The 11,432-nt window shown below is 56.3% G+C and carries 12 protein-coding genes and 1 pseudogene; 12 read left to right on the top strand and 1 reads right to left on the bottom strand.

All coding sequences use genetic code 11. From position 1 onward, the window contains the following. Positions 1–119 precede the first annotated feature (119 nt). The 3 genes and pseudogenes from istA to EKM04_RS23065 form a co-directional block, all read left to right on the top strand. Positions 120–1,294, top strand: a pseudogene (istA, locus tag EKM04_RS14030) (IS21 family transposase); the annotation flags it as partial. Between the two features lie 80 nt (positions 1,295–1,374). Next, positions 1,375–1,923, top strand: coding sequence for a helix-turn-helix domain-containing protein (locus EKM04_RS14025; protein WP_183897936.1), 549 nt, complete (start codon positions 1,375–1,377; stop codon positions 1,921–1,923). Continuing rightward, the gene (locus EKM04_RS23065) at positions 1,881–2,264 is read left to right on the top strand and encodes a transposase (RefSeq protein WP_183897937.1); all 384 of its coding nucleotides are present in this window, start codon (positions 1,881–1,883) and stop codon (positions 2,262–2,264) included. Before EKM04_RS14025 ends, EKM04_RS23065 begins: the two co-directional genes overlap by 43 nt. Positions 2,265–2,546: 282 nt before the next feature. On the opposite strand, the gene EKM04_RS23165 is transcribed toward EKM04_RS23065, so the two are convergent. Further along, positions 2,547–2,957 (bottom strand): hypothetical protein, encoded by a 411-nt coding sequence (locus tag EKM04_RS23165; protein ID WP_234911072.1) that lies wholly within the window; start codon positions 2,955–2,957, stop codon positions 2,547–2,549. Between EKM04_RS23165 and EKM04_RS14015 the strand changes: the two genes are divergently transcribed. From EKM04_RS14015 to EKM04_RS13975, 9 genes are all read left to right on the top strand, one after another. Further along, the gene (locus EKM04_RS14015) at positions 2,866–3,375 is read left to right on the top strand and encodes a helix-turn-helix domain-containing protein (protein ID WP_234911071.1); all 510 of its coding nucleotides are present in this window, start codon (positions 2,866–2,868) and stop codon (positions 3,373–3,375) included. The two genes, EKM04_RS23165 and EKM04_RS14015, sit on opposite strands and share 92 nt — an antisense overlap. A gap of 126 nt (positions 3,376–3,501) precedes the next feature. Further along, the gene (locus tag EKM04_RS14010) at positions 3,502–4,443 is read left to right on the top strand and encodes an ABC transporter substrate-binding protein (RefSeq protein ID WP_183897938.1); all 942 of its coding nucleotides are present in this window, start codon (positions 3,502–3,504) and stop codon (positions 4,441–4,443) included. A 186-nt stretch (positions 4,444–4,629) separates the two neighbouring features. Further along, positions 4,630–5,427, top strand: coding sequence for an ATP-binding cassette domain-containing protein (locus tag EKM04_RS14005; protein WP_183897939.1), 798 nt, complete (start codon positions 4,630–4,632; stop codon positions 5,425–5,427). Beyond that, positions 5,424–6,449 carry an ABC transporter permease gene (locus EKM04_RS14000; protein ID WP_183897940.1) on the top strand — a complete coding sequence of 342 codons (1,026 nt, stop codon included), beginning with the start codon at positions 5,424–5,426 and terminating at the stop codon, positions 6,447–6,449. The genes EKM04_RS14005 and EKM04_RS14000 overlap by 4 nt, the downstream gene beginning before the upstream one ends. 2 nt (positions 6,450–6,451) lie before the next feature. Next, entirely contained in the window at positions 6,452–7,540 is a 1,089-nt protein-coding gene (locus EKM04_RS13995; protein ID WP_183897941.1) for a phosphotriesterase family protein, read from the top strand. 30 nt (positions 7,541–7,570) lie between these two features. Continuing rightward, on the top strand, positions 7,571–8,341 hold the full coding sequence (locus tag EKM04_RS13990; protein WP_183897942.1) for a glutamine amidotransferase: 771 nt from the start codon (positions 7,571–7,573) through the stop codon (positions 8,339–8,341). Positions 8,342–8,344: 3 nt separating this feature from the next. Further along, positions 8,345–9,259, top strand: a complete 915-nt coding sequence (locus EKM04_RS13985; protein ID WP_183897943.1) for a ribokinase — start codon at positions 8,345–8,347, stop codon at positions 9,257–9,259. Further along, the gene (locus EKM04_RS13980) at positions 9,256–10,098 is read left to right on the top strand and encodes a BtpA/SgcQ family protein (RefSeq protein WP_183897944.1); all 843 of its coding nucleotides are present in this window, start codon (positions 9,256–9,258) and stop codon (positions 10,096–10,098) included. Before EKM04_RS13985 ends, EKM04_RS13980 begins: the two co-directional genes overlap by 4 nt. Next, the gene (locus EKM04_RS13975; protein ID WP_183897945.1) at positions 10,095–11,366 is read left to right on the top strand and encodes a Zn-dependent hydrolase; all 1,272 of its coding nucleotides are present in this window, start codon (positions 10,095–10,097) and stop codon (positions 11,364–11,366) included. Before EKM04_RS13980 ends, EKM04_RS13975 begins: the two co-directional genes overlap by 4 nt. Positions 11,367–11,432 lie beyond the last annotated feature (66 nt).

Below are 11,432 nucleotides of genomic sequence, written 5' to 3'. Positions count from 1 at the left end.
CTCGGCGTTGTTGATTGCCACTGAGAACTGACCCGGTAGCATAGGATATTTCCATCGAGAATTGACCCATGTTTGAACCTGCCCTGCGTGTTTTCAGCGAGGGCTACGGAGTGATCGACATGGCGTTATTGAGCGTGATCCGACGCTGGCATTTTCGAGAGCATTTATCGATCCGAGAGATTGGTCGCAGGACCGGTCTGTCTCGGAATACGGTCCGCAAATACCTGCGTCTGGGGAGTGTGGAACCGAAGTTCAGAGTTCCAGAGCGACCGAGTAAACTTGACCCTTTTGCTGATCGATTAACGGCTTGGCTGAGGACAGAAGCGAAGAAGAACCGCAAGTAGAAGCGGACGATGAAGCAGTTGTATGCCGACTTGGTGAGCCTTGGCTATGATGGGTCGTATGGGCGAGTTGCTGCATTTGCTCTGGAATGGAAGGCTGATCTTCAGAGAGAACTGCAGACCTCGGGGCGTGGGACATACGTTCCGTTGGCCTTTGACCCCGGTGAAGCCTTTCAGTTCGACTGGTCGGAAGACTGGGCAATCATTTGCAATGAACGCACCAAACTGCAGGTGGCCCATACGAGGCTGAGCTACAGCCGCGCGTTCATCGTCCGGGCGTATCTTCTCCAAACACACGAGATGCTGTTTGATGCCCATAACCACGCATTCCGTGTCTTTGGCGGCGTTCCTCGACGTGGCATTTATGACAACATGCGTACGGCAATCGACAAAATAGGTCGCGGCAAAGAGCGCAACTTCAATGTCCGCTTCATGGCAATGGCCAGCCACTACCTCTATGAACCGGAATTCTGCAATCCAGCGTCTGGCTGGGAGAAAGGCCAGGTCGAGAAGAATGTCCAGGATTCACGCCACCGGTTCTTTCAACCAACACCACGCTTTCCATCACTGGAAGCCCTGAACGACTGGCTGGAGCTTCGATGCAAAGGGGTTTGGCAGCAGACCCCGCATGGAAAGATGCGTCGGACCATCGCTTAACTATGGGCTGAGGAAGCGCAGGCTCTCATGCCAACAGCACGTGTCTTCGATGGATTTGTCGAACATACCAAGCGGGTTTCCCCGACCCACTGCCGGCAGGCGATGCTTGCATCGCCGAGAGGGGTCTCGTCCACTTTGATCGTAATCGCTACAGTGTTCCGGCATCCTTCGCCAATCGGCCTGTCAGCGTTCGTGTTTACCCAGATCGCATCGCTGTTGCAGCAGAAGGTCTGATCATATGCGAGCATCGTCGCATCATCAGCCGTTCGCATGATGGTCCAGGGGAGACGATTTATACCAGTGCCTTATGAATTTGACTCACGGGATTCCGTTTTGAAGCAAATCATGATTCAACATGGCGGAAGGAGATTTCGCCATGGGAACGGCACTCGATATTCGTCGGGACTACACCGCTGAGGGCCTGCGTCAGCTTGCCAGAAAAAGCCGAGACGCGGACTTGTCCCGGCGATTGCTTGCTTTGTCGGTGATCTACGAAGGCGGATCGCGGAGGCAAGCCGCTTCTATGGGCGGGGTCGGTTTGCAAATCGTCCGCGATTGGGTCGAGCGCTTCAACCAGTCCGGTCCAGACGGTCTGAAGACCAGAAAGGCCAAAGGCCGTGAGCCGCTGTTGAGCGACAAGCAGCGCAAATCACTCATCGAGGTCGTTGAGAAAGGTCCCGTTCCCTATCTCGATGGGGTCGTGCGCTGGAGACTTGTCGATCTGATGCAATGGCTTTGGCAGGAGCACCGTATCTCGGTGAGCCGCCAGACGCGTGGGCGCGAACTGCAGGCGTTGGGCTATCGTAAGCTCACGGCCCGACCGCGGCATCATGCTCAAGACCCCCAAGCTATCGTGGATTTTAAAAAAGCTTCCCCGCCGCAGTGGCAGACATTGCCGCCGGAGCAGCCCGAGGAAAACGAGTAGAAATCTGGTTCCAGGATGAGGCTCGGATCGGCCAGAAGAACAAGATCACGCGCCGCTGGGCCAAACGTGGAACACGGCCTACAGCGCCGCATGATCAACGTACAAGGTCGGCCTACATCTTCGGTGCAATTTGTCCAAAGCTTGGTAAGGCCGCCGCATTGGTCATGCCGTGGTGCGACACCCATGCCATGACCCAGCATCTGAGCGAAATCTCCCGCCATATCGCTGATGATGCGCACGCCATTCCCGTCCAAAGCGGTCGTTGTAATATAGGAAGCAGAACTCCCAAAATGAAGCGTACCACGGGTTGTGTCGCCGTCTTGGGACTGGGGCCCCGTTGACATTTGCCAGCCGCGGATGACTTCTTGGAGAAATCCGCTCCGTGTAAGGCGCTCTCGGTGTAGTCGGCTGAACTCGTCGGACTTGAATATTCGGCGCCCGCCATCCTGCAATGTTTTAAGAGCTTGCAGGGCGTCAGCCAACTTTTCATTTGGTGTAGCCATTTTGGTTCTCACGACCTCGTTGTTCATTACGCGAACCCACAATGCCGCATCTCAGAAGGCAACGCCTGCATCACTGCACGTTTTTGATGACTGTGAGTCATCACGGCATTTCGTGTCGAGCTAAGGGAGCTGCATCAAGATGCAAAAGTGAGCTGGTGGTAATTGGATTCTTACGGCACTGGATCCCACGTGCCTGTCAAAAATTGATCCGGCGTAGAATTCAAGCATCTTGATCGACATGAAAGTCTGGTGATAAATGGTATCGATCAGGGCCATCCAACCGCTATGATAACGCAGCAGAGAGCCGGCTTTGAGTCCACTTGTAAAGAATGAAGGCGGTCCAGGATTAATGACAGAGATTTTCAGTGACCCTCTAGAGCAGGCCGTTAATCCAGCGCGATTGGGGATGAGGTTGCGGCTGGCTCGCCAGACGCGGGGTATGACGTTGAAGGCCCTTGCTGATGCCGCTAACTGCTCTGAAAGCTTGCTGTCGAAAATCGAAAATGGCAAAGCGTCACCTTCATTGCCCATGCTGCATCGTTTGGTGGGCGCGCTCGATACGAATATCGGTTGGATGTTTGAAGATTCGGACGGCGAGGAAGGTATTGTCTTCCGTGCTGGCACACGGCCGCTGATTGCGCTTGATCCCTTAAGACGCGGTGAGGGGATTTCGCTGGAACGGATTATACCCTATTCAGCCGGCCATTTGCTTCAGTGCAATATCCATCACATCGAGGAGGGTGGTGAAAGTGCTGGTCCAATCCAGCATGCGGGCGAAGAAGTCGGGTATCTTCTCGTGGGTGCGATCGAGCTGATTGTCGATAAAAAGAGCTACATGCTGACGGCGGGTGATGCCTTTGTCTTCAATTCAGAACTGCCGCACCATTATCGCAATACAGGCCAGGAACGGGCCAGCATTTTCTGGGTCAACACGCCAGCCACATTCTAAAAACCTGCTTATGGAAAACTATTTTCAAGAGACTTGACAAAGATTCAAGTCTCTTGAATTATACCCTTGTGCTTAAGCGCCAGATGGTCCGGTTACGGGCCGTTTTGAAAAACAAGGGGAACCCGAATGCGCCTTTCAAGATTTTTAATTCACAGCACCGCAGCCGCCGTCATCACGCTTGCTTTCGGCGTCGCATCCGCGAGCGCAGACACTTTTGCTCTGGTTACAATCAACCAGCAGGCTTTGTTCTTTAATCAGATCAATGACGGTGCGCAGAAGGCGGCAGATGCTGCCGGTGCGAAACTGGTAATCTTCAACGCAAACAACGTGCCTGCCGCGCAGAACGATGCGATCGAAAACTATATTACCCAGAAGGTTGATGGAATCATTCTGGTCGCCATTGATGTCAATGGTGTGAAGCCGGCGATCACGGCTGCCAAGACCGCAGGCATCCCGGTCGTCGCTATCGATGCGCAAATTCCTGACGGCGACAATGTCGCATTTATCGGTGTCGACAACGCCAAAGCCGGTGAAGACATCGGCAAGTTCTTTTCTGATTATGTGAAGACCGACATGGGTGGTACAGCCAAGACCGGTATTGTTGGCGCCCTCAATTCCTTCATCCAGAATCAGCGTCTCGATGGGTTCAAAAAGGCGGTCAAAGATAGCGGCCAGACTGTTACGTTTCTCGACACGGTTGATGGTCAGAACCAGCAGGACGTCGCGCTGGGTGCCGCTGAGAACCTGATGACAGCCAATCCCGACATGACGACGATCTATGCCACCGGCGAGCCGCAGTTGATCGGCGCCGTCTCGGCCGTCGAAAGTCAGGGGCGCCAGAAAGACGTCAAGATATTTGGCTGGGATCTGACCGCGCAGGCAGTCAAGGGTATCGAAGAAGGCTGGGTTACAGCCGTCGTCCAGCAGGATCCGGCAGGTGAGGGCAAGGCGGCTGTCGAAGCCTTGACCAGGCTGAAAAAGGGTGAAACCATCGAGCCGATCATCAACGTTCCGGTAACGATCGTCACCAAGGCTAACGTTGCCAAGTTCAAGGACATGTTCAAGTAAGCGCGCGTCTCTTGGTCAAAGCCCATACCCATCTGGCGATTGGCCATCGTCTTCCTGCTCGCGGGGAGACGGAATTTACGGCACTTCCCCGCCATTACCTTTCTGCGTTTGCGGGTTTAGGACAAGGGCGGTGGAGCTGCAAAAGATGCAATCTTTCTTGAAGCCACCATGAACAGGAACGCCACCATGACCGACGGCGAAACATACCGTGTCCGGATGACCGGTATTTCGAAACGCTACAACCCAATTCAAACGCTGGACAACGTCACGTTGACCCTTAAGCCAGGCGAGGTTCTGGGCCTAGTGGGTGACAATGGAGCCGGAAAATCGACGCTGAGCAAAGTGCTGTCGGGTGCCGTCATTCCCGATAGCGGCACAATCGAGATCGACGGCAAAGTCGTTTCTTTTTCCTCGCCGGCTGATGCGCGCGCCTCCCATGTGGAGATGGTCTATCAAGACCTCTCGCTCTGTGACACGGTGGATGTCGCGGGCAATCTATTTCTCGGTCGCGAACCGCGTCGTCATGTTTTAGGCGTGTCTTTTCTCGACAAGAAGAAAATGCACGGTTTGGCGCGCGAGATGCTCGACCGGCTCGGAATCGTTATTGCAGATACACGGCTGAAGGTCGAAAACCTGTCTGGTGGTCAGCGCCAGTCGATCGCCATAGGCCGCGCAGCATCGTTCGAGCCCAAGGTTCTCATTATGGACGAACCTACGGCGGCTCTTGCAGTAGCCGAGGTCGAAGCCGTGCTCGAACTGATCCGCACGGTCAGTGCGCGGGGTGTCAGTGTCATCCTCATAACCCATCGTCTGCAGGATCTGTTCCTCGTCTGCGATCGCATTCAGGTCATGTATGAAGGGCGCAATGTCGCCGAGCGGCTGATTGGCGACACCAGTATCGAGGAAGTCGTCAATCTGATCGTCGGGCGCAAGTTCTCTGCCCGCTCCGCCGGGCACGGCAATGAAAACGGAGTTTCAGCATGAGCACGTCGTCATCTCAAGCCGGGCATGCCGGTTCGCACGTTTCGCCATCGCGCCTGCGCAAGGCGACACTCTGGGAAAAATTGCTGGCCAATGGCAGTGTCGTCTCCATCGCCCTTTTCTTTATCGTCGTCTGCGTCGTCTTTTCGTTCATCACCGATGCCTTCCTCACGGCGCCGAACCTGCTAAATATCATCCGCCAGTCGGCACCGCTTCTGATCGTTGCCGCCGCCATGACCTTCGTCATCACCACCGGTGGCATCGATTTGTCCGTCGGCTCTGTGCTGGCACTCGTTGCCACATTGTCGGCAACCGCTCTCCAAGGCGGTCTTGCATGGCCTCTGGTCATCCTGGTGATGCTGTTGTTGGGTGCGATCATCGGCGCAATCCAGGGCTTTTTCATCGCCTATGAGCGTATCCCCGCCTTCATCGTCACACTGGCTGGTCTGTCTGTCATCCGTGGGCTGGCGCTCCTGATCACTGGCGGTTACTCGATCCCCGTCGATCCGGCCAGTGTTTTCAATGTCATTGGCCGCTCCTGGTTTCTGGGCGTTCCGGTGCCAGCCTGGATTGCGCTATCTATATTGCTGATCGCCCATATCACCTTCAATGAGACGCCCTTCGGACGCTACGTCACCGGCATCGGCGCCAATGCCGAAGCGGTGCGTCGCGCCGGCATCGACACCCGCTTCACGACGATGTTCGTTTACATCCTCTCCAGCACGGCTGCGGCACTTGCGGGTATCATCGTCACCGCACGTCTCGGCTCAGGCTCGTCCAATGCTGGCCAGGGCTTTGAACTCGAGGTGATCGCCGCCGTCGTTCTCGGGGGAACCAGCCTGTTTGGCGGGCGCGGCACACTTATCGGGACAGTGCTCGGAGCGCTTACCGTCGCAGTCATCGCCAATGGCCTCATCCTCGCGCACATGTCGCCGTTCCTGACACCGATCGTCACTGGCACCATCATCCTGATCGCCGTTTGGCTCAATTTCCGCCTGTTCCGTGGCGCAGTCAGGGGTAAATAGACATGGATCATCTGTTCGGCACGACACCCAGAGGGCGAGTGGAAATCGGCGTCAAATCCGGGACAGTGATGACGGTTCTCGGAGCTCTGCCAGTCGCTAACATGGGCATCACCCTTATGCACGAGCATATTCTGCTGGATGGTGCCAAATCCTGGCGCTGCCCTTGCCATCCCGAGGCGCAGGCTATCGGCGAGCAGAAGGTCAGCATCGAGATCATCGGTGAGCTGCGGATGAACCCCTATATGAACCGCGATAACGTTTCGCTGGATGACAGCGATCTGGCGCTATCGGAACTGAGCCGGTTTCAGGCCTTGGGCGGACATACGGTCGTCGATACGACCAATATCGGCATTGGCCGCGAGCCGGCGAAGCTTGCCCGGATCGCGAAGATGTCCGGTTTGAAAATCGTGATGGGGACCGGCTTTTACCTTGAATTCAGCCACCCCGAATGGCTGAAATCCATGGATGTCGATGAGGTCGCCCAGTTTATCGTCGATGATATCGGCGGTGGTGAAACGCAGCCGGAGGTCATGGCAGGTATCATCGGTGAAATCGGCGTCAGCAAGGATTTTACCGCCGAAGAACGCAAGTCGCTGCGGGGCGCTGCCCGGGCATCGAAGATCACCGGCGTGCCCCTGTCCATCCACCTTCCCGGCTGGGAGCGACTGGCTCACGATGTTCTGGATGTTGTGGAGGAGGAGGGTGCTGATCTGCGCCATACTATCCTGTGCCATATGAACCCCAGCCATGACGATCTGCCCTACCAGAAGGCACTGGCCGAGCGCGGTGCTTTTCTGGAATACGATATGATCGGCATGGACTTCTATTATGCCGATCAGGATGCCCAATCGCCATCTGACGAACAGAATGCCCGTGCCATCCGTTCACTGATCGACATGGGATACGCCGACCGTATTCTGTTGTCGCAGGACGTTTTTATGAAAATCATGCTCACCCGCTACGGTGGCTTCGGTTACGGCTTCATCCTCAAGCACTTCCTTCCGCGCCTGAAGCGACACGGCGTCGAGCAAGAGGCCATCGAACAGATGCTCATCGACAATCCGAAATCCGTTTTTTCCAGCGTAATCTGAAACGCTGAGCGACATATCCAAGGAGTTTTCATGTCCAAGTCCAAAGTTCTTCTCGCGGGCGAATCCTGGGTGTCCACGGCGACCCATATCAAAGGCTTCGACCAGTTTCCGACCGTTACCTATCATACCGGTGCAGACGAGCTGTTGGCCGCGCTCAAGGACAGTCCTTTCGACGTCCAGTTCATGCCAGCGCACGAAGCGCAGCGTGACTTCCCGCAATCGCTGGAGGCACTGTCAGCATATGATGCGATCATCCTGTCTGATATCGGCGCCAACACACTGCTTTTGCATCCCGACACCTGGATTCACTCCAAGACCACACCGAACCGTCTACGTCTGTTGCGAGAGTATGTTCAGAACGGTGGTGCGCTCCTGATGTTTGGAGGCTATTACAGCTTCCAGGGCATCAATGGTGGTGCGCGCTATCGCAAAACGCCAGTCGAAGACGTGCTACCGGTTTCCTGCCTTGCCTATGACGATCGTGTCGAAGTGCCGGAAGGTTTTGCGCCCGTGGTCACCGGCGATGCAAGCCACCCGATTCTGAAAGGTCTTGGAACAGACTGGCCTATCCTGCTCGGTTACAATGAAGTGACGGTAAAAGACGGTGCCGATGTTCTGGCGACGGTGTCGACGGACTATGGTTCTCAGCCGCTGCTGGTAACAGGAACCTATGGTAAGGGCCGCACGGTCGCCTGGACCTCCGATGTCGGTCCACACTGGCTGCCATCGAGCTTCATCGCGTGGTCGGGTTACAAGACGTTGTTCGAACAGATGCTCGCCTGGGCGACAGGGAAGGCCTGAGCCATGCGCGTGCATGTCGTCGGCAATGTCTGCATAGACACCACATTCCGTTTCGACCTTTTGCCGCAAGCGGGCGAGACGCGCAATGCGGCGAGCCATACGGATGGTCTCGGCGGCAAGGGTGCCAATCAGGCTGTCGCCGCTGCACGGACCGGAGCGCCGGTCACATTTTGGGCCGCTATCGGCAGGGATGCGAATGGCGGCTGGATTCGAAATGGACTGGCGGGCGAGATCGACAGTGCCTGTTTAACCGAGTTCGATCTGCCGACCGACCGCTCGACGGTGGCTGTTGACGCGAGTGGCGAAAACATGATCCTCAGTGGTGTCTCTTGCGCATTGGCATTCGACCCACTGGCACAAACCGACTTTGGAGACATTGTCGAACCGGATAATGTGCTGGTGGTGCAGGCTAACCTTACCCCTGCGATAACCGAGGCCTGCCTGCGCGCCGGGCGGGAAAAGGGCCTTACAACAATTTTCAACGCGAGCCCGCTGGCACCGGACGGGCAACCCCGTTTCGAGGCCGTGGACATCGTCATTGTCAATGAAGGTGAGGCGCAGTCAATCGCGGGCTCGCGCCGGCCGGAAGATGCGGCTGCCGCGATCAGGGGTCTTGGCTCGGGCTGCGTAATCGTCACGCTGGGATCGCGCGGTTGTCTTCTTCTCGGCAGCGCCAGCGTCGAACCGGTTTATATCGCGGCGCCAAAAGTTGATGTTGTCGATACCAGCGGAGCGGGCGATGTTTTGTGCGGTGTGTTTGCCGGATGCCTTGCCCAAGGCATGCGGCAAGAGGCCGCTCTTCGCGTCGCTGTCGCAGCATCGGCGCTGGCAGTAACGCGGGTTGGCACGCTCGCTTCTTGCCCGCCGGTAGATGAAATATCATTTCTTATCAAACAATCAGAAACGGAAAGCGCATGACACAGTCCTTAAAACCCGTTGGACCAGGTGCCGGCGATGCGATCACTTCTCTCTTTGGACGCAGCAAGGCCGTCATCGGCGTCGTGCATTTGGCTCCCTTGCCGGGCGCACCGCGCTACAGAGGGGAAGCTGTCGAGGATGTCTATCAACAGGGGCTAGACGATGCCCGTGCCTATCTCAACGGTGGTTGTGATGGCGTGATCATCGAGAACCATGGCGATATTCCGTTTTCCAAGCCGGACGATATCGGTCCTGAAACCGCTGCACATATGTCCGTCGTCTCCGACCGCATTCGCCGTGAACTCGGCCGGCCGATCGGCATCAACGTGCTCGCCAATGCCGCCATTCCAGCACTTGCCATTGCGAGTGCCTCAGGTGCCGGTTTTGTGCGCGTCAACCAGTGGGCCAATGCCTATGTTGCCAATGAAGGCTTTATCGAGGGCGAGGCGGCCCGCGCGATGCGCTACCGTGCACAGCTTCGCGCAAATGGGATCAAGATTTTCGCGGATGCCCACGTAAAGCATGGCGCGCACGCGATCGTCGCCGACCGTCCGGTCGAGGAACAGGTCAAGGATCTGGTTTTCTTCGACGCAGACGCGATTATCGCAACTGGCCAGCGGACTGGACACGCGGCTGATCTTGACTATATCCGTATGATCAAAGAGGCCGCAGGATTGCCAACACTGGTGGGTAGTGGCGTGACGCCAGACAACGCCCGTGACATTCTTGATATCGTCGATGGCGTCATCGTGGCGAGTTCTTTGAAGTACGACGGCGTCTGGTGGAACAAGGTCGAAAAGGCGCGGGTCAGCGCTTTTATCGCTGGTCTGCGGCCATGAAACAATACACGCAGGTAAACGGCGAGCGACTGTTGAAACGTCTTGATGATTTCGCCGCGATCGGGGCAACGCCTGCGGGCGGTGTCAATCGGCAGGCTCTGTCGCCAGAGGACCGGAAGGCGCGCGCTCTTCTGGCAGGTCTCGCCATCGAAAGGGGTTTTACAGTCTTCCAGGACAAGATGGCCAACCTGTTCATTCGCCGCGAAGGGAAAAACAAGGCAAGCCCACCCTTCCTGATCGGCAGTCATCTCGACAGCCAGCCAACAGGCGGGCGCTATGACGGCGCTCTGGGAACACTTGCCGCCTTCGAGGTTCTTGAAACGCTGGAAGATGGTGGCGTCGAGACGGATGTACCAATTGAAGTCGTTGCCTGGACAAATGAGGAGGGTAGTCGGTTTGCGCCGGGAACAATGGGCTCCATGGCATTTTCGCTCGGACAGATACCGGAAGAATGGCACGAGCTCCGCGGGACTGACGGGGTGTCCTTTCAAGATGCGCTAACTGAGACACTTGGTGCGCTGCCCGTTGCCAAGCAGCGAAAGCTGTGTTTTCCGATTTTAGGCTATCTCGAACTGCATATCGAGCAGGGACCAACGCTCGAAAAGGAGAACATTCCGATCGGGGTGGTTACCGGTATCCAAGGGACGCGCTGGCTTGAAGTTACCGTGACGGGGCAGGCGGCGCACGCCGGAACCACTCAGCTGACCTTTCGTCGCGATCCCATGGTGGCTGTCGCATCTGCGCTGCACACACTCCACAGCACGATTATGCCGATGGACGAAAACGCACGCCTGACGGTTGGACGGATCGCCGCATATCCCGGTTCGATCAATGCCATACCAGGGTCTGTCACCCTGACGATCGACCTGCGACATCCAGAAAGTGACCGCCTCGATGCGATCGAAGCCGAAGTTCTGGACGTCTTCAAGGTGTCTGCTGCCGCGCAGTCATGCCAGATTGATCTTCACAAGACATTCGATATGAGCCCAGCCTCGTTTTCCGGCATCAGCATCAACAGTATAGAAACCGCGGCCCGTGACCTTGGACTGGCCTTCAAGCCTATGGTGTCCGGTGCGTTTCACGACGCTCTCTACATATCGCGCCTCGCTCCGACCGCCATGATTTTTGTACCATGCAGAGAGGGTCTTAGTCATAATGAGGCGGAATATGTCGAACCCGAACATAGGGTCGCAGGCGCGCAGATCTTGTTTCAATCGACTTTGGAAGTTCTGGATGCGTTATCCATTGATTCACGGCGTCTGTCCTGAATACCACGGATGATGAAAATTCCTTAGGAACGCGTGTCAATGGTTCGATTTGGTTCAAGGCTAGAT

The organism is Rhizobium skierniewicense Ch11 (genome assembly GCF_023757665.1).
Taxonomy (GTDB): Bacteria; Pseudomonadota; Alphaproteobacteria; order Rhizobiales; family Rhizobiaceae; genus Agrobacterium; species Agrobacterium skierniewicense.
This window is presented reverse-complemented; position numbering and strand designations above follow the sequence as displayed.

Bases quoted from the DNA above. Each gene is read 5' to 3' on its own strand.
- EKM04_RS14010 (WP_183897938.1), top strand. From the start codon at position 3,502: ATGCGCCTTTCAAGATTTTTAATTCACAGCACCGCAGCCGCCGTCATC.
- EKM04_RS13990 (WP_183897942.1), top strand. From the start codon at position 7,571: ATGTCCAAGTCCAAAGTTCTTCTCGCGGGCGAATCCTGGGTGTCCACG.
- EKM04_RS13985 (WP_183897943.1), top strand. From the start codon at position 8,345: ATGCGCGTGCATGTCGTCGGCAATGTCTGCATAGACACCACATTCCGT.
- EKM04_RS13975 (WP_183897945.1), top strand. From the start codon at position 10,095: ATGAAACAATACACGCAGGTAAACGGCGAGCGACTGTTGAAACGTCTT.
- EKM04_RS23165 (WP_234911072.1), bottom strand. From the start codon at position 2,957: ATGGGCAATGAAGGTGACGCTTTGCCATTTTCGATTTTCGACAGCAAG.
- EKM04_RS14005 (WP_183897939.1), top strand. From the start codon at position 4,630: ATGACCGACGGCGAAACATACCGTGTCCGGATGACCGGTATTTCGAAA.
- EKM04_RS14000 (WP_183897940.1), top strand. From the start codon at position 5,424: ATGAGCACGTCGTCATCTCAAGCCGGGCATGCCGGTTCGCACGTTTCG.
- EKM04_RS14015 (WP_234911071.1), top strand. From the start codon at position 2,866: ATGACGTTGAAGGCCCTTGCTGATGCCGCTAACTGCTCTGAAAGCTTG.
- EKM04_RS13995 (WP_183897941.1), top strand. From the start codon at position 6,452: ATGGATCATCTGTTCGGCACGACACCCAGAGGGCGAGTGGAAATCGGC.
- EKM04_RS13980 (WP_183897944.1), top strand. From the start codon at position 9,256: ATGACACAGTCCTTAAAACCCGTTGGACCAGGTGCCGGCGATGCGATC.
- EKM04_RS14025 (WP_183897936.1), top strand. From the start codon at position 1,375: ATGGGAACGGCACTCGATATTCGTCGGGACTACACCGCTGAGGGCCTG.